20 protein-coding genes and 1 pseudogene are annotated in these 16,231 nt (G+C 29.6%); 5 read left to right on the plus strand and 16 right to left on the minus strand.

The genetic code is table 11. From position 1 onward, the window contains the following. Nucleotides 1–26: 26 nt before the first annotated feature. From B8869_RS04670 to B8869_RS04705, 10 genes are all read right to left on the minus strand, one after another. The gene (locus B8869_RS04670; RefSeq protein WP_084230551.1) at nt 27–293 is read right to left on the minus strand and encodes a hypothetical protein; all 267 of its coding nucleotides are present in this window, start codon (nt 291–293) and stop codon (nt 27–29) included. An 82-nt stretch (nt 294–375) separates the two neighbouring features. Beyond that, the gene (locus B8869_RS04675; protein WP_084230552.1) at nt 376–963 is read right to left on the minus strand and encodes a Rossmann-fold NAD(P)-binding domain-containing protein; all 588 of its coding nucleotides are present in this window, start codon (nt 961–963) and stop codon (nt 376–378) included. Nucleotides 964–972: 9 nt separating this feature from the next. Next, nucleotides 973–1,290, minus strand: coding sequence for a DUF3846 domain-containing protein (locus B8869_RS04680; RefSeq protein WP_084230553.1), 318 nt, complete (start codon nt 1,288–1,290; stop codon nt 973–975). A gap of 111 nt (nt 1,291–1,401) precedes the next feature. Beyond that, entirely contained in the window at nt 1,402–2,175 is a 774-nt protein-coding gene (locus B8869_RS11705; RefSeq protein ID WP_084230554.1) for a DUF7192 family protein, read from the minus strand. Between the two features lie 34 nt (nt 2,176–2,209). Then, entirely contained in the window at nt 2,210–2,431 is a 222-nt protein-coding gene (locus tag B8869_RS04690; protein WP_084230555.1) for a hypothetical protein, read from the minus strand. 140 nt (nt 2,432–2,571) lie between these two features. Continuing rightward, on the minus strand, nt 2,572–2,700 hold the full coding sequence (locus B8869_RS12190; RefSeq protein WP_268802055.1) for a hypothetical protein: 129 nt from the start codon (nt 2,698–2,700) through the stop codon (nt 2,572–2,574). A gap of 190 nt (nt 2,701–2,890) precedes the next feature. Then, the gene (locus B8869_RS11570) at nt 2,891–3,040 is read right to left on the minus strand and encodes a hypothetical protein (protein WP_159445237.1); all 150 of its coding nucleotides are present in this window, start codon (nt 3,038–3,040) and stop codon (nt 2,891–2,893) included. Beyond that, a complete protein-coding gene (locus tag B8869_RS04695; protein ID WP_084230556.1) occupies nt 3,033–3,224 on the minus strand; it encodes a hypothetical protein in 192 nt (63 codons plus the stop codon). Before B8869_RS04695 ends, B8869_RS11570 begins: the two co-directional genes overlap by 8 nt. 347 nt (nt 3,225–3,571) lie before the next feature. Next, complete coding sequence (locus B8869_RS04700; protein ID WP_084230557.1) at nt 3,572–3,910, minus strand: hypothetical protein; 339 nt, start codon at nt 3,908–3,910, stop codon at nt 3,572–3,574. A gap of 204 nt (nt 3,911–4,114) precedes the next feature. Next, a complete protein-coding gene (locus B8869_RS04705) occupies nt 4,115–5,101 on the minus strand; it encodes an IS30 family transposase (protein WP_084229742.1) in 987 nt (328 codons plus the stop codon). 275 nt (nt 5,102–5,376) lie between these two features. Here B8869_RS04705 and B8869_RS04710 point away from each other — a divergent pair, with 275 nt between their 5' ends. The 5 genes and pseudogenes from B8869_RS04710 (at nt 5,377) to mgtE (ending at nt 10,302) form a co-directional block, all read left to right on the plus strand. Further along, nucleotides 5,377–5,790 carry a helix-turn-helix domain-containing protein gene (locus B8869_RS04710; protein WP_159445238.1) on the plus strand — a complete coding sequence of 138 codons (414 nt, stop codon included), beginning with the start codon at nt 5,377–5,379 and terminating at the stop codon, nt 5,788–5,790. 64 nt (nt 5,791–5,854) lie between these two features. Continuing rightward, nucleotides 5,855–5,983: pseudogene (locus B8869_RS12435) on the plus strand (Arm DNA-binding domain-containing protein); the annotation flags it as partial. A gap of 66 nt (nt 5,984–6,049) precedes the next feature. Then, entirely contained in the window at nt 6,050–6,961 is a 912-nt protein-coding gene (locus B8869_RS04720) for a tyrosine-type recombinase/integrase (RefSeq protein ID WP_084230559.1), read from the plus strand. Nucleotides 6,962–7,114: 153 nt separating this feature from the next. Then, a complete protein-coding gene (locus B8869_RS04725; protein WP_084230560.1) occupies nt 7,115–8,929 on the plus strand; it encodes an ATP-dependent helicase in 1,815 nt (604 codons plus the stop codon). Between the two features lie 11 nt (nt 8,930–8,940). Further along, on the plus strand, nt 8,941–10,302 hold the full coding sequence (gene mgtE, locus B8869_RS04730; protein WP_144017941.1) for a magnesium transporter: 1,362 nt from the start codon (nt 8,941–8,943) through the stop codon (nt 10,300–10,302). 24 nt (nt 10,303–10,326) lie between these two features. On the opposite strand, the gene B8869_RS04735 is transcribed toward mgtE, so the two are convergent. From B8869_RS04735 to B8869_RS04760, 6 genes are all read right to left on the minus strand, one after another. After that, nucleotides 10,327–10,821, minus strand: a complete 495-nt coding sequence (locus B8869_RS04735; RefSeq protein WP_084230561.1) for a GNAT family N-acetyltransferase — start codon at nt 10,819–10,821, stop codon at nt 10,327–10,329. A 66-nt stretch (nt 10,822–10,887) separates the two neighbouring features. Continuing rightward, the gene (locus B8869_RS04740; RefSeq protein WP_084230562.1) at nt 10,888–12,945 is read right to left on the minus strand and encodes a heavy metal translocating P-type ATPase; all 2,058 of its coding nucleotides are present in this window, start codon (nt 12,943–12,945) and stop codon (nt 10,888–10,890) included. A gap of 138 nt (nt 12,946–13,083) precedes the next feature. Further along, nucleotides 13,084–13,326, minus strand: coding sequence for a GlsB/YeaQ/YmgE family stress response membrane protein (locus B8869_RS04745; protein ID WP_084230563.1), 243 nt, complete (start codon nt 13,324–13,326; stop codon nt 13,084–13,086). Nucleotides 13,327–13,412: 86 nt separating this feature from the next. Next, on the minus strand, nt 13,413–14,051 hold the full coding sequence (locus B8869_RS04750) for a DNA-3-methyladenine glycosylase (RefSeq protein ID WP_234989743.1): 639 nt from the start codon (nt 14,049–14,051) through the stop codon (nt 13,413–13,415). Then, nucleotides 14,020–14,193 carry a YkvA family protein gene (locus tag B8869_RS04755; protein WP_234989744.1) on the minus strand — a complete coding sequence of 58 codons (174 nt, stop codon included), beginning with the start codon at nt 14,191–14,193 and terminating at the stop codon, nt 14,020–14,022. Before B8869_RS04755 ends, B8869_RS04750 begins: the two co-directional genes overlap by 32 nt. 276 nt (nt 14,194–14,469) lie before the next feature. Then, nucleotides 14,470–16,107 (minus strand): putative manganese-dependent inorganic diphosphatase, encoded by a 1,638-nt coding sequence (locus B8869_RS04760; protein WP_084230565.1) that lies wholly within the window; start codon nt 16,105–16,107, stop codon nt 14,470–14,472. Nucleotides 16,108–16,231 lie beyond the last annotated feature (124 nt).

The following is a 16,231-nucleotide window of genomic DNA, read 5'->3' on the forward strand; positions in this document are numbered from 1 at the left end:
TGTTATTTTTTATAACATTTTTAATATTATTTTTCCCAATCATAATTTGGTTTGCAACCAGCATATTTAAAATTTTCGGCTTCTTCTACTGCTTCTTGTAAATCTTTTATAAATTGTTTAGCTTCTTCTATTGATACAGTTCCTTTAGCTGACCAGTTGATTCCTAGATTAACTCTAAAATCTAGTTCGTCTTTATTATTTAATGTGTGAATTTCAACACCATTTTTATTTGTTTTTTCTTGAATTCTGTTTATTTCTTTCGCCATTAATCTACTATCAATTTTCTTTGTCATTTTTTTATTTTCTCCTTTGTTTTATTTGTTATATATATTATACTTTATTTTTTCTAACTTGTACATAGTTTTTTGTTATTTTTTATAACTTTTTGTATCTTTTTTTGAGAATTTCAATAGTGGGGATTGAAGTTATTTTGTCTTTCGTAACCAAATCATTTGACAAATCAATTTTTAAATCAATATTTTTTAAAAGTTCTTCGGGAATTTTAAATTCTTTATTTCCAGAAGCAGAAATCAAAATATCAGGTCTAGTTTTTAAAATTTCAAAAGTTATAACGCATTTTGAATTTAAATTAATTACATTAGCTCCCCTATCAATTAATTCTTTTGCAAGAGGTTTTCCAAAAATTTCGGACTGATTAATAATTACAAGAGTTTTAGATTGTAAATTGATCGGCAAAACACTTAAAATAGATTCGGCTGTTATGGTTAATTTTTTTGTATAACTTCCTTCAATATCTTTCTCAGGATAAACTGCAAAAAAATCTTTCATTTGGGATTTAAATTTTTCATCGATCGGTTCTAATACTAAAATACTTTTATAATTTTTTAAAGTTGTAGATTCCCTAAAATCTACAACTTTTACATCTTCTATTTCTTTCATAATTAAATTTAAATATTGGTTTCTATATTTATCATTAACTTCTTTATCAATAATAACTAACATATTTCCTCCTTAAACATTACCTATCCAAACTAAAATTCCATTTTTTAATCTTCTCATTTTTCTAAATAAATAATTTATTTGTTCTTCTGTTAAATCTCCATTTTGATTCATAAAAAAACAATCTCCACAAACAATTAAGTTATTATTTAAAAATAAAGTTGGTTCTGATCCATTTAATAAGAATTCATCATTTACTACTAAATCAATTTTATCATTAATTTCTATTATATCTATAAGACCTCCAACTTCTTCCTGGGAAGCTTTTAAACTCTCAGGAATATTTTTAATCTCTAATAATCCGCCTTCTAAAACTTTTAAAACTTTCATTATAAATCTCCTTTAAAACTTATTTTATAATCTTGGTATTTAAAGCTCTCGATTGCTTCAATTACCATTTGTTATTATTTATAACTTCTAGATATAAAAAAAGAACTTTTTTCACATTCTTTTAATAAATCTACTTATAATTTGTTCTTCATTTAAATTTTCAATGTCAGTAAGTCCGAAGATTATTTTCTTTGTTTCGGGATAATTTGTAGTTGTTCTTCCATAACCGCCAGTCCATAGAGGATTGGTTAATTCAGGCGTAGTTTCTAACCATTTAAAACCAAACCTTCTTAGCATTGACGGATGAGCGATCGGAAAACATATTTTTTGAAGATTTAATTTTTCTTTAAAATTCTTTAAAGTTACAGTTGCAAGAGTAACTTCATTTCCACATTCTGAGCATTTTAACGCAACCTTTAAACTAACTCTAATGTTATTTTTTTCGAGTGAATTTATAACGTTTAAAACTTTAATTCCATTATCTATAAATTCTTGTGGTTCTGTGAAAGCAGCACCAACCGGGCAATATACCAAATCGACTGTATTTATTTTTCTTGGAATTCTTTTAGCATAAATCATAGACTTTGGAAGATTCATCATGGCGTTAGGTACATTTGGAATATATCCAAAAACATTATTTTCAGGAACTATTTTTGAATTTTCCGAAGCATCAAATTTTATACCAGCTTTAATTTTATCTAAGATTTCAATATATCCATTTGTTATTAATTCTTCAGCTTCTTCATAGGAATTAGTCCCGTACCAGTCGGGACTATCCTTTTTTTGTGAACTAAATTCATCTATCATTACATTATTATTTTTTCTTTCATTTAAAATTTTTAGCATCTCTTGAATTGAGTTAAAATTCTCTCTTATTATTTTCATTATAAATTTCCTTTAAGTTAGAAATAATAACCTTTTAAATAAAATGTTTAATAACTGTATTTACCAGCTCATCGCGTTCTTCAATAGATAACATCTCCTCATAACCAGGTGCGTCTGTACATATTTCCTTTTTATTTACATAAGCATATAGCACTGGGTCCTCATCTATAAAAACATTTAATGTTCCTTTATAGACGTGAGCGTTATATCCTAATTTTTCTAAATCTTTAATTAAATCTTTTTCAAACTTATTCATTCTATCAATCTCCTTTGTTTTATTTGTTATATATTATACTTTATTTTTTCTAACTTATATATAGTTTTTTGTTATTTTTTTATAACTTTTTGAAACATCATCCAGAACGCGTTCTATGGGCTTTTTATTTCTTATTAGTGCTATTCATCATCATTATTTCTTGTTAAATTGATATAAATTATAATATTTAGTCTTTCTTCTAAAGTTAGGCTCTCAATACTTAAAATCTTCTTCGCTTCTTCAATAAATTCTTGATTAACTGTAGGCATATTTTATTCCTCCTCAAATTTTTGTTTTTATTATAGTATTATTCGAACATCTGTTCAAGTCCTTTTTAGAACCATCTAATTGCTAGTCTGTAAATACTACTTTTGTTGAGTTTTAGCTTATTCTCTAGAAATTCGATCTTTCTTTTTAATTGTTCATCGTGGAAAAAATGAACTTCTATTCGCTCATCATCTAATTTTTTTCTTCTTCATAAAGTTTTTCGATAGCAGATCTAACTGCTTTTGCTCGACTAACTCCTAATAGATTTTGAATATCGATAATTCTTTCTACGTCGGAGGGGGTTGCTTTAAAACCCCCTGTAATTTTCATTTTTCTACCCATTAATCTCAAATTCCTTTATATCAATTCCTTGTACGTGTCGTTTAATTACTTGAGTTACTTCTTGTTCTAAGTGTTTGTTGTTAGGATTTAAACCTAAAGCTTTTAATCGGTTTTTTCCGTATTCTAACGCTTCAGCTTTCGAAACGGGTTTCCAATCTCCTATAAATCCTTTAATGTAATACATTTAATACCTCCTTAATAATTTTAATTAACAATATGATTTGAATAACTAATAAAATAATTTTTAACATAGTTTACAAATGAAAAATAAAATGTTATTATTAGGTTAGTAACTGGCTAACTGCCTGTTACTAACTTAATAATCGCTACTATCAAATCAATTATCTTTGTAATTAATTCGACGGTAACTGTAATCAAGACTAACTTTGCGAGTGTATGGTCTTGATTTTTTTATTCTTCATTTAAGCACCTCCTTGTTTTTTATTTAAGTAACTTTAAGTTACCTTATATTTATATAATAACGTGTTTTTCCCCATTTGTACACACTTTTTTGCAAAAAAATTAACTGGACTATCTTCCAGTTAATAATTTCTTTTCATATTCTTTTAAATCTTCCAAAATATTGTATTGTAAATTTATGGAAAATCTTATTAAATCTTGCATTTTAATGTTATACTCATTCGTAATTTTATTTATAATTTTCATATCTTCATCAGAAAAATTACTTCTAATAATTTCAATTTTACTTCCTTCATCTTGAATTTCTGAATAATCTAAATTATACTTATTAATCAAATAAATTCCCCGTCTAATAATTTTCCCTTTATCTGATTCAAAAAATTCAACTAAATCATCTAATTGGTTTAGTTGATTTTTTGAAACTTTTAAACTAACTCCTTTGTTTTTCATTTTTTATACCTCCGTATGTTATAAATAATAACATATTTGATGAGTTTTGTACATACAAATAGTTATAATATGTTATAATTAGTTATAAAAGGGGATGATTAAGTTTGAAGACAAATAAATTATTATTAGTAATATGTTTGTTACTCCCAATAGTTGGAATTATCTATTATTTTGTAAGACGAATTGTCAAATCAAATGCAACACCTATGGTAAGAGACCAAAAAGTTCTTCTTTAGGTGTTTTATATTTTATACATTTTCTAGGTCTATTATTCATTAAACTTAAGTTATAATTTAATTCATCAATATTCACTTCTGATAAATCCATACCCTTAGGATAAAACTCCCTCAAAAGTCCGTTACTATTTTCATTTGTACCTTTTTGCCATGCACAATAGGGATCACAAAAATAAGTTTTGCATCCTAATTCTTTTTCTATTTTCTCAAATTCTGAAAATTCTTTACCTCTATCAAAGGTTATTGTTTTTACTAATTCTTTTGGATAATCTTTTAATGCATTTATTATTGCTGGTGTTACGCTTTCCGACTTTCTATTTTCAACTAGGATTGCTATATAATATCTAGATTTTCTTTCTGCTAAAGTTACGAAACAACATCTACTTTTCCTTTTATGATCTAATCTGCCTGATTCCACTGTATCTGCTTCCCAGTGGCCTAATTCTTGCCTTCTGTATATCTCTTTAGGTCTTTTCTTAATTGTTCTACCTTTATCATTGAATTTTCCTCTTTTTTCTGCTGGCCTTTTAAATTTAGCTTTTCTTCTCAAATTTTTCATACTAGTTTTTGGCAGCTTTTTGGCGTGTATCATTCTATATATCGTTGATGTAGATGGTAATTCATGAATCTCATTTGTGTTTCTATTTGATATTTGTTCAGGGGACCAATGTTCGTTAATCTTTACAGTTAAATAATCAATAACATCTTTAGAAAATTTACTTTTTCTATGGCAGTCTTTTCTTCTATCAATATATTTATCATTTGCCTTTATCGGAAAGTACTTAGTGTAACTTCCCCTACTAACTTTTATCTTAGATGAATTTCTTTTAATTTCTCTAGATATTGTACTAGGTGACCTTTTAAGTGCTTGTGCAATTTTCCTTATACTCATTCCTAAATTTAAAAATTGGTAAATACAAGATCTTTCTTCTATGGTAAGATGGTTATAGCTCATAGTTAATCACTCCTTTTAATATGTTTTGTTTGGTCACTTACATATTAACACAGCTGATTAGCTATGAGTTTATTTATGTTGCACTTGTTATGATAAATTATCTGTAAAAAAAGAGGACCCAAATAGAAAAACATACTTGGTTGTTAGTTTAATATCAATTGTGTTATTATCATTTTTAAAAAACTTCTAAATTTTATTTTTTTATATTTATTTGAGGTTATTTTTATTTACTTTTATTTATTTTTATGTTATTATTTCTAATAAGAGGTGGTCCTATGAATACCAAAAAATTCTTTGCTGATAGATTTAAATCAAGAAGATTACAATTAGGATTAAATCAGAGGGAAATATCAGAGAAATTAAATATTCAACGTTCGACTATTACAAACTATGAAAATGGTAACATAACTCCAACGGCTGAAAAATTACCAGAAATTGCATCTTTATTAAATACTAGTATTGATTACTTATTAGGGCGAAGTGATTATATAAATGATGCCGACATGGCATCAAAAATAAGACAAGCAACAAAAAATGGAATTCACGATATTGAGATTTTAATCAACGATTTAAAACAACAAATTGCTTTAGATGATAAATTAACTTATAAAGACGGATTAATTTCAAATAAAAATAGAAATTTAATTCTTGATCAATTAGATTTAATAATAAAAATAATATCTCTTTAAATAGAGATTTTATTTTTGTTATAGATGTTATTTTAACTAACTTTGGAGGTGAGTTTAAATAAATATATATAAAAGAGGAAACACTTGGACATTTGTTGTAGAAGGCCCTAGAAATGATGGCCGCCGTAACCGAATAACCAAAGGCGGATTTAAAACCAAAAAAGAATGTGAAAAAGAAGCTATCGCTCTAGAGCACGAATTAAATATTTCTGATACAAGCTATAGAGACAATAAAATTTATTATGTAGATTTGGCTAATATGTTTTTGGAATATCATAAAAATAATGTTAGAGAAACAACTTTTGTCTCTTCCGCGTATCAGCTATCATATTCAATAGAATTTTTTAAAGATTATTTAATTAAAGATATTAAAGTTTTGGATTTACAAAATTTTATAAATTCTTTGGATCTAAAACCATCTACAATAAAATTAGTTTTTAGTAAAGTAAAACAAGTCTTTAACTTTGGAAATGATATTGCAGAAGTTATTAATTATAAACCAAAATTTAATAAAGTTATTTTACCTAAAACAACATCTAAAGTCAGAAATGATATTTTAAATGAAGATGAAATAAATTCGATTTTAAACGATTTTATTGAAACCATTTATTATTATATTTTTAAATTTGCACTATTAACTGGTATGCGTAAAGGTGAAATATTAGCTCTGAAGTGGGACAAAATAGATTTTGAGAATAATATTATAATTGTTAACAAAAATTTAAATAGGTTTAATAAATTAACTCTTCCAAAAAACAATTCATCCATTAGAGTAGTTCCAATGAGTAATTTATTGAAAGATTTATTATTAGAATTAAAGAAATTTATTAAAACAAAAATAAATTATTCTTTAGAATGTGATAATATTGTTATATCAGAAAATAATGAGTTGGATTTTGTATTTAGAAATGAATATGGCGAGTTTATTACTACCAATGATATAGATAATTTATTCAAAAGACGTTATAAAAGTAAATATCATTTTCACCAATTCAGGCATTATTTCGCGACAAAATTAATTAACACCGGTATTCCAATAGCAGACGTTGCTAAAATTTTAGGTCATGCTCAAGTAACAACAACTTTAAAAATGTATGTGGGGACGAATAAAAGTGAAACTTTAGCAACCAAATTAGATGTAATATTTGGACAACAAATGGACAACAAATGAAAAAATAAAGCCTGTAAACAAGACGGTTACAGGCTTTAAAAATTTTTTACTAATTTATGTTATAAAAGATCTGGCTAAAATATAATTATAAATCCTTATTTCTTTAACTTTTACTTAATTTATATTACAATTATATCTAAGGGGGATTGAGAGTTGAAATTATCATCAGAACAAAAAAAAGCCATTGAACACAAAACAGGCCCTGCTCTTACCCTTGCCGTGCCCGGTTCTGGAAAGACGACAATGCTTTTACACAGGATTTTAAAACTTATTGATTCAGGAGTTAACCCTTCTGAAATTTTGACCATCACTTTTTCTAAAGCTTCTCAAATGGATATGAAAAATAGATTCGAAAAAATGGATACACCATTTTCTATTAAACCCCATTTTTCTACAATCCATGCTCACGCATACAAGATAATTCGTGACTACTATCGTCTAAAAGGTAGAGATATGCTTTTAATAGATGATGGTTCTTCGGGGAAATATGATATTCTTAGAAAATTATATTTTCAAATCAATCACAAAACAGTAGGTGAAGAAACTCTTGAACAAATTATTTCTAAAATTTCTTATTTCAAAAACTCATTAGAAATTCCCACTGACAAGACTGCTAAAATTATTAATTTCACTAAAATATATAATGCTTATGAAAAATATAAAGATGAAAATAATCTGATTGATTTTGATGATATGGTTGTAAAAGCTTTAGATGTTTTAAAAACAGAGCCGAATTTAAGAAACAAATATAAAAATATGTATAAATATGTTCAACTTGATGAGGGACAGGACACTTCTATTTCTCAATTTGAACTCTTAAAATATCTAACCGCTCCAAACCACAACTTATTTATTGTGGCTGATGACGACCAATCTATATATGCCTTTAGAGGTGCCAATCCTAATTATCTGCTAAATATAAAAAATGTTTATAAAGATGTAAAACTTTACTATCTACAGTATAATTTTCGTTCGTCTAAAAACATAGTTTCAACTTCAAATCTTTTTATTAAAAATAATAAGAATAGGTTTGAAAAGAATATTGTAACAGTGAATGACTATTTCTCTCCTGTTAATATAATTAAAGTTGAGGACAATAAAGAGCAGTATAAATTTATTAAAAAAACTATGTTAAAATCTCCTGACAAATCCTATGCAGTCATATACAGAAACAATCTTTCTTCTTTAGGATTAGTCGAATACTTCGAAAGAAGCGAGATTGATTTTAATGTAAAGGGAAACAGACTTAAATTTTTTAATCATTTTGTAGTTAGAGATGTACTAAACATTATAAATTTTAGTTATAATATGGATGATATAGATTTGTTTTCTGAAATATATTATAAGATAAAAGGTTATATTTCAAAAAAACATATTTTATTTTTGAAAAAGAGTTATTCTAAAAATATACTTCGAGCTTTAATTAATTATCCTGACCTCCCAACATACTATAGAGATAATATATTCTCTCTTATGAATGATTTTAAAAAACTAAAATCTCTTAAAATTCATGAGCAAATAGAATATGTTCTATATTCAATGGGATACGATAATTATTTAAATGACTTCGCCAACAAATTTGGATTCAGTTACAACTCTCTTGCGGAGTTTATTCACTATCTAAAATTTATAGCCGAAGGCTCTGAAGATTTAGAAAGCCTTATAGGAAGATTAAAACATTTAGAAACTCTCCTTTCAAAACCAACTGTAAAAAATTCCAACTTAACACTCTCAACTATCCATTCCGTAAAAGGATTGGAGTTTGATTGCGTCTTTGTTGTTGATATTGTAGATGGAGTCATACCATCTAACCAAAGTACAAATGAACTAGATTCAGAAGAAGAACGCAGATTATTTTATGTTGCTATGACAAGAGCTAAGGAATCTCTATATCTCTTAACTCCCAAAACGCATAATTCTCAAGCTGTATTGAGTTCGCCATTTATTAATGAAATTTCAAAATACTGAGGAGGTGTCTTATGGAAATAGATATGGACATGGAAAAAGAAATAATCCAGAGAATAGAAAACATAGTATCATCAAATGACGCAGAAGGTGCTGTTAATTTATGTAAAGAAGTCCATTATGTAGATATTTGCGAGGCACTAGATGAAATGGAAGATGACCAAGTTAGAACATTTGTAAAGTTACTACCTTTTGAAGATGTAGCCGGTCTGTTGGAGAGTAGTTGGGACGATTTCCAATTACTTGTTACTCCATTTTTTACAAATGCCGAGCTTGTAAATATATTTTCTTACATGACTAATGCAGACGTAGCCGATTTATTAGGCTTTATCTCAACTTCTCGTCGAAAAGAACTTTTGAGATATATGAAGTCCTCCGACTCAGATATCCTAAAACTTATCTTATCTTTTGACGCAGAGAGTTGCGGTGGTATCATGACCACCGAGTTCATCGCTCTAAAAGAAAATCTAACCGTTAGACAAGCTATTACAAAAATCAAAGAAATCGCACCTACTACAGAAATAATCGATTATCTTTTAATTACAGATAAACTTCATAAGCTACAAGGTATAGTCGATTTACGACAACTTCTCGTGGCTGATGACACCACTCTTTTAAAAGATTTGTTGGAAGACTTCCCTTTCTATGTGTTTGCAACTGATGACCAGGAAGAAGCTTCTAATATGATTACAAAGTACGACTTAGAAATATTACCCGTTGTAAATAAGAGCATGGCTGTGCTGGGTGTTATCACTGCTGATGACATAGTTTCAGTCATTGACCAAGAGTACACAGAAGACATCTTGGCAATGGGGGGTGTAAGTCAAGACGAAGAATTTGACTCTGAATTTTTCGAGAGTTTTAAAAATAGAATTCCTTGGCTTATAGTGAATTTATTTACCGCCTTCTTAGCTGCTGCTGTTGTTGGGATGTTCTCAAACACCATAGAAGCAGTAGTTGCTCTTTCAGCTGCCATGCCAATTGTAACTGGAATGGGTGGTAATGCCGGAAACCAAACCCTTGCTATCGTACTGACTTCTTTGGCAAGAGGAGATATGGATTTATTTAAAGACTGGAGATTAATTTTCAAGGAGATTGGACTTGGTCTTTTAAACGGAGCTATTATAGGTGTCGGAGCTGGTATAATATTGGCTGTTATATATTCAAATCCTTTCTTAGGGGTAATTATGTTCTTCTCAATGATACTGAATATAATCTTAGCCGGTATAACAGGTTTCTTAATACCACTTGTCTTAGATAAAATAAATATCGACCCTGCTGTTGCATCGTCAATATTTTTAACAACTTTTACAGATACATGCGGATTTTTTATATTCTTAGGTCTTGCATCTGTATTCCTCACAAAATTAATATAACCTCGGATTTCTCCGAGGTCTTTTTTATTTTATAAGCTTTTCATACGCTAAACGTGGCGCTCCATTATAAAGATATACTATCCCACAATTTGTATATCCGCTCTTCGCAAGAGTTTTTTGCATCGCCATATTGTCCTTATGTGTATCAACTCTTACAGAATCTTTACCATTTTCTTTAGCCAGCTTTTCTATTTCATCAAACATTTTATTTGTATAGCCTTTGCCACTTTTAGAAATTTGGGTTGTAACTCTATGAATTGCATAGTAGCTACCATCACTCAACCATTTACCTTCATAGATTTTATTATAGTCAGGGTCATGGTCCATGTGTAGTGCAGTTGAAACTATTTCTTCTTCATCTTCTAACACATAAATTTTTTCTATGTTCTCTAAAGATGCCACTGGCAAATTTACCCCTTGCCATTGATCTACTCCACGTTCATTTAAAGTTTTTGAACCGGCTCTATACATTTCATTTATTATTTCAATTTCATCAATTTTCGCTTTTCTATACTCCATAAACTCTCCTACTTATTTTTATTAATAATAAATATACAATGGATTGGTTGAAAAGTAAAAGTAAATTTATGAATTCAAAGCTCTCATTGAATTAAAAATTGCAATTATAGTAACTCCTACATCAGCAAACACTGCCGCCCACATACTTGCAACCCCAAAGAAACCTAAAATTAAAACAGCAAATTTCACAAGTAATGCGAAAGTTATATTCTGTTTTACTATGCTATTTGTCTTTTTAGAAATTTTCATACCTTTTATAATTTTAGAAATTTCATCAGTCATAAGCACTACATCCGCAGACTCTATCGCTATGTCAGAACCTATACTTCCCATGGCTATACCTATATCAGCTCTCGCAAGCACAGGAGCATCGTTCACGCCATCTCCAACAAAGGCAACCTTTCCACTTGAATTCATATTCTCTTCAAGCAATCTAACTTTATCAGCTGGCAACAGCTCGCCATAGAAATTGTCTATTCCAAGTTCATTTGCAACTTCTCTTACATTCTCTATCTTATCCCCTGACAATAGAGTTAAATTTATTCCCTGTGCGTTTAGCTTCTGTAAATCATCCGCCACACCATTTTTCAAAGTGTCCTCAACAACTAAATATCCAAGCACCTCATCATCTTCAGCCACATAAACTACAACTCCATTTTCATTTGCTGATAAATTTCCACCATATCTATTTAATAACTTATCACTTCCAACCAACACTCTTTTATTATCATAAGTGTATTCAATTCCCTGTCCGGCTATCTCTCTTAATTCTTCAACTTCTACAGCCTTACCACTATATGCCGACACTATTGCTCTTGCTATTGGATGATTTGAATTTCTCTCTGCAGAATACGCAAGCTTTAAAATATCTTCTTCAGTTCCTTTTTTGCTCACCACTTTAGTCACAGTGAACATACCTTTTGTTAGAGTTCCTGTCTTGTCGAAAAACAATTGATTTATATTTGCCAACGCTTCAAGATAATTTCCACCTTTTACAAAAATTCCCTCTTTAGAAGCTGCTCCTATACCTGCAAACACTCCAAGTGGCACAGATAGTACAAAAGCACATGGACAAGAAACTACTAAAAATGTACAAGCTCTAAAAAGAGCATCTTTCCATTCAAGAATTCCAACTATAGGAGAAAGTGCCATCAAAATAGCTATTCCTACCACTATCGGAGTATAAATCCTTGAAAATCTTGTAATCAATCTCTCTGTATCACTCTTTCTTGATGATGCATTCTCTACCATATCCACTATCTTGGCTATAGTTGTATTTTCATAAGTTGAATGTACTCTTATTTTTAAAAGAGATGTTGTATTTAAGCAACCTGAAACTACATTGTCGCCAACATCTACAAACCTAGGTAGTGACTCTCCTGAAATCATAGACGTATCAAGATTTGAACTTCCCTCTATAACTTCACCATCCAAAGGAATTTTTTCACCCGGTTTTACAACTATCACATCACCTATTGAAATATCACTTGGAGATACTCTTACCAGCTCTCCGTTAGATTCTATATTTGCATATTCAGGTTTTAATTTTAAAGCTGATTGGATTGAATCCCTCGATTTATCCACTGCTCTATCTTGGAAAAATTCTCCAACACTATAAAATAGCATAACTGCTATACCTTCTGGATATTCTCCAATGACAAAAGCTCCGATTGACGCAATGCTCATCAAAAATTCTTCATCTAAAAAATCACCTGTCTTTATCTTTTTTAACGCAGAGAATATAACTTCATATCCCGCTACAAGATACAACAGTAAAAACACAAAAAATTTATATTTATGCTCAACACTTATATTTAAAATTAAACCCAAAAATACAAAGGCAGATTTTATAATCTCTGCATAGCTGTTTTCAGTTTGAAATTCCTCATCCATACTAAGAGTTTCAACTCCAGGTTCAGTCTCATCAACTATCTCTTTCACATTCTTTATCAACTTATCTCTATCCAAATTCTCTTCTAAACCCAAAGTGAATATTTGATTCGATAAATTGAATTCAGCTGTTGCAACACCTTTTAGTTTTCTAGTCTTATCTTCTATTTTCGCAGCACAATTTGCACAGTTAAGACCTTTCAATTTAATTTTATATTCAAAATTTTTCTCCATAACCCCTCCTATGAACCTATGAAAATCTATTCATATATACTAACTTCATTTTATTCTTATAATCTTCGATAGTCAATATTAATTTTAAATACAAACAAAAAAATCCTATGGATTTCTCCATAGGAAATAAAAATTATTTTATTTTTTAATACCGCCTAAAATTGCAAGTAATATAACCGCTCCTAAAACTGAAAGTAGTATAGAAGTGATGTTAAGCCCTGTTACATCAACGCCTAAAAATTTAGTACCTAAGAACCCTCCAATAAAGGCTCCTATTATACCAACCACTATATTTGCAATAGCTCCCATTTGTTCGTCACGCTTCATTATCTTACTAGCTATCCAGCCAGCTAAAGCTCCTAAAATTAACCAAGCTATCATAATTTTTCTTCCTTTCTTCTTCAACAACTTTCTAACTTAAATTATATATACCTCTATATATAATATTTAAACATATTTTGGAAATATTACTTTGAAACAAAACTATTATCTTCTACATAAAATCTATATAAATAATCAATTGCCTCCTCAGCATAATCTATTCCAATTCTCCTTGAAGATACGATTTTCAAATCACTCTCTCCATGAACTATATAAAGCTCATCACTCTTTGTCATATCCATACCATTATAAGAAGTGTCGATAGCCATGGCTTTTGTCAACTTGGCTGGTCCATTGGTTATGTTTTTTCTTTGATACGAACTTAAATTAATATACTCTTTTCCAAATCTGAAATCTGAAAAAATGTCGATGTTTGAAATTGGTTCAACTCCCCTTATGAGTACCGCTTCACCGATAGATTCTTCCCTTGTAACAACATTTAACATATTGTGCATTCCATAAGTAAAATACACATAAGCAAGTCCCGACTCACCATACATCACTTCATTGCGTTTTGTCATTCTTCCAGCATAGGTGTGCGAAGCTTTGTCTTCAAAACCCAAATAAGCTTCCACTTCAACAATCTTAGAAATAAGTGTGTGACCATTTATCTTCCGTATTAAATATTTGCCGAGTAGCTCTCTCGCCACAACTAAAGTATCTCTCTTATAAAAATCCCTATCTAAAATATTTTCAATATTGATTTCTAAGTGACCATTCATCATACTTGTCAATTTCCGATTTTATCTTCGCTATAAGATAAGTAAACACACTTATATCATCTAAAAACCCAATTCCAAGCAACATATCCGGCACTATATCCATAGGGTTAACCAAGTATATAAGAGCCGCTATAATCATTATCATAGATTTTTTGCTAACCCCCTTATATCTCCCAGACAAAAAATCCTTAGAAAGATTTAATATGGTTATCAAATCTTGTTTAATAGCTGACAAATTTTCATTGCCATTTGACTTATCAACTGCATTTTTTATAAGCTTACTAAATTTATTTTTATCATTATAAACTACATTAGATGCACTTCTTAGATTTTTAAAAATACTTGAAATGTTTATAAAATCATCCCCTTTAAATTTTATGTCTACTTATTACCCAATTATTAAATAATTATCTTAAGATAATTATTTTTGTATAGCCCTTGTTATATTTGGAATCAATTGTTTTTTTCTGGATAATAACCCCGGCACTTTAAATGAATTAGAATCAGAAGTTGCTCCGAAAACATCTTTTATACTTTCAACGTATTCTCCCACTACTATCACTTCAGAAATTTCTTTGAAAATATCTGTCAACATCATTACAAATGTAGCTTCGCCATTTAAAACTCTGACCTCTTCCATTTTCTTCTTGAGTCCATCTTCAATGTTTCCAAGTCCGTCTAAATTCATTGTAAAAATCTGACACACTCTCACACTTTCATCATCAACTACAAATTTTTTAACATCTCCATTAACCAAATCGTCCATAGATTTATTTTCAAGTTTTGTTCCTTCTCTGAACATCTCCATGGCAAAATTTTCATGGTCAATTCCTGTTACTTTAGAAAGTCTATCCAACATTCTCTTGTCAGTTTCAGTTGCAGTTGGAGATTTGAATAATAAAGTATCTGAGATTATAGCTGCACTCAACAATCCAGCTATCTCTCTTGATGGCATTATACCCGCTTCATAATACATCTCTGCTACTATTGTACAAGTTGAACCCACTGGCTCATTTCTAAAATATACAGGCTCATCAGTTGCTATGTTAGCTACTCTGTGGTGGTCTATTATCTCTCTTATAACAGCTGAATCAATATCATCTATAGATTGATTTTTTTCATTATGATCCACTAAAATCAATTGCTTTTTATTTCCCGAAATCAAATGAAATCTGCCTATTGAGCCGATAACTCTTCCCTTGTTGTCAAGCACAGGATAAGATCTAAATCTGCTCATACCCATAATCTTTTTGACTTCTTCCACAGTGTCCTCTAAATCAAAAGTGACTAAATCTTTGTTTGTCATTACATGAGATATAGGTACAGCTTGAGGAAGTAATCTGCCTGCCATAAATGTATTGTAATTTGTAGAGATTATTGTTGTGCCAGTTGCTTTGGCCTTTTCTATAACTTCGCCATCAATTTCAAATCCACCGGTTACAATTATCAAGCTAACTTCTCTATCCATCGCATCCAATTGAGCATCTTTTCTATCACCTAAGATGATGATATCACCTTTGGAAATCTTATCTCCTATATGCTCCGGACTCATTGCATAGACGGTTATCTTTCCATCTATGTCCTTTAAAACTTCAGGTTGATAGATAAATTTTCCAGCCAAAACCTCTAATATATTTTGATATGAAGTGTTGCTTCTGCCAAGTATTGAGTCATCCCAAACATCCATATAAGACATGGTTATATTAGATAAACTTGCAATTCCCAACAATTTTTCATCTTGATCTGTTATAGGAAGAGAGTTCACCCCATTTTCTTGTATCAATTGAAGTGCTTTATACAGTGAAATACTTTCAGAAACACAATACGCCTTATCCATTTCCAAATCTTTTACTTGAGCTTGGATAGTGTCCTTTAATCTCGATGGCTTTACTCCAAAATAATCTAATACAAATTTAGTCTCTTGATTTAATTCTCCAAGTCTAATTGCCTCAACATCAAAGCCTGTCTTCTTTCTCTTCAATTCTGCATAAGCTATAGCAGCGCATATTGAGTCAGTGTCGGGATTTTTATGCCCTGTAACATAATACTTATCTTTCATTATTTTCCTTTCTATAAACAACTTTTTACCGCATATAAAAGGCCTACAACTTAAATTTACGTCTGTAGGCCTCTTCTAACATTGTCAAATAACTATACAAAATAATATCACATTTGTCAATTTA

This window comes from Peptoniphilus asaccharolyticus DSM 20463 (assembly GCF_900176115.1).
In the GTDB taxonomy this organism is placed as follows: domain Bacteria; phylum Bacillota; class Clostridia; order Tissierellales; family Peptoniphilaceae; genus Peptoniphilus; species Peptoniphilus asaccharolyticus.

What these genes read in the sequence shown, in the direction of transcription:
- B8869_RS04670 (WP_084230551.1), bottom strand. Translation starts at nt 293, where the DNA reads ATGACAAAGAAAATTGATAGTAGATTAATGGCGAAAGAAATAAACAGA.
- B8869_RS04675 (WP_084230552.1), bottom strand. Translation starts at nt 963, where the DNA reads ATGTTAGTTATTATTGATAAAGAAGTTAATGATAAATATAGAAACCAA.
- B8869_RS04680 (WP_084230553.1), bottom strand. Translation starts at nt 1,290, where the DNA reads ATGAAAGTTTTAAAAGTTTTAGAAGGCGGATTATTAGAGATTAAAAAT.
- B8869_RS11705 (WP_084230554.1), bottom strand. Translation starts at nt 2,175, where the DNA reads ATGAAAATAATAAGAGAGAATTTTAACTCAATTCAAGAGATGCTAAAA.
- B8869_RS04690 (WP_084230555.1), bottom strand. Translation starts at nt 2,431, where the DNA reads ATGAATAAGTTTGAAAAAGATTTAATTAAAGATTTAGAAAAATTAGGA.
- B8869_RS12190 (WP_268802055.1), bottom strand. Translation starts at nt 2,700, where the DNA reads ATGCCTACAGTTAATCAAGAATTTATTGAAGAAGCGAAGAAGATTTTA.
- B8869_RS11570 (WP_159445237.1), bottom strand. Translation starts at nt 3,040, where the DNA reads ATGGGTAGAAAAATGAAAATTACAGGGGGTTTTAAAGCAACCCCCTCC.
- B8869_RS04695 (WP_084230556.1), bottom strand. Translation starts at nt 3,224, where the DNA reads ATGTATTACATTAAAGGATTTATAGGAGATTGGAAACCCGTTTCGAAA.
- B8869_RS04700 (WP_084230557.1), bottom strand. Translation starts at nt 3,910, where the DNA reads ATGAAAAACAAAGGAGTTAGTTTAAAAGTTTCAAAAAATCAACTAAAC.
- B8869_RS04705 (WP_084229742.1), bottom strand. Translation starts at nt 5,101, where the DNA reads ATGAGCTATAACCATCTTACCATAGAAGAAAGATCTTGTATTTACCAA.
- B8869_RS04710 (WP_159445238.1), top strand. Translation starts at nt 5,377, where the DNA reads ATGAATACCAAAAAATTCTTTGCTGATAGATTTAAATCAAGAAGATTA.
- B8869_RS04720 (WP_084230559.1), top strand. Translation starts at nt 6,050, where the DNA reads ATGTTTTTGGAATATCATAAAAATAATGTTAGAGAAACAACTTTTGTC.
- mgtE (WP_144017941.1), top strand. Translation starts at nt 8,941, where the DNA reads ATGGAAATAGATATGGACATGGAAAAAGAAATAATCCAGAGAATAGAA.
- B8869_RS04735 (WP_084230561.1), bottom strand. Translation starts at nt 10,821, where the DNA reads ATGGAGTATAGAAAAGCGAAAATTGATGAAATTGAAATAATAAATGAA.
- B8869_RS04740 (WP_084230562.1), bottom strand. Translation starts at nt 12,945, where the DNA reads ATGGAGAAAAATTTTGAATATAAAATTAAATTGAAAGGTCTTAACTGT.
- B8869_RS04745 (WP_084230563.1), bottom strand. Translation starts at nt 13,326, where the DNA reads ATGATAGCTTGGTTAATTTTAGGAGCTTTAGCTGGCTGGATAGCTAGT.
- B8869_RS04750 (WP_234989743.1), bottom strand. Translation starts at nt 14,051, where the DNA reads ATGATGAATGGTCACTTAGAAATCAATATTGAAAATATTTTAGATAGG.
- B8869_RS04755 (WP_234989744.1), bottom strand. Translation starts at nt 14,193, where the DNA reads ATGATAATGATTATAGCGGCTCTTATATACTTGGTTAACCCTATGGAT.
- B8869_RS04760 (WP_084230565.1), bottom strand. Translation starts at nt 16,107, where the DNA reads ATGAAAGATAAGTATTATGTTACAGGGCATAAAAATCCCGACACTGAC.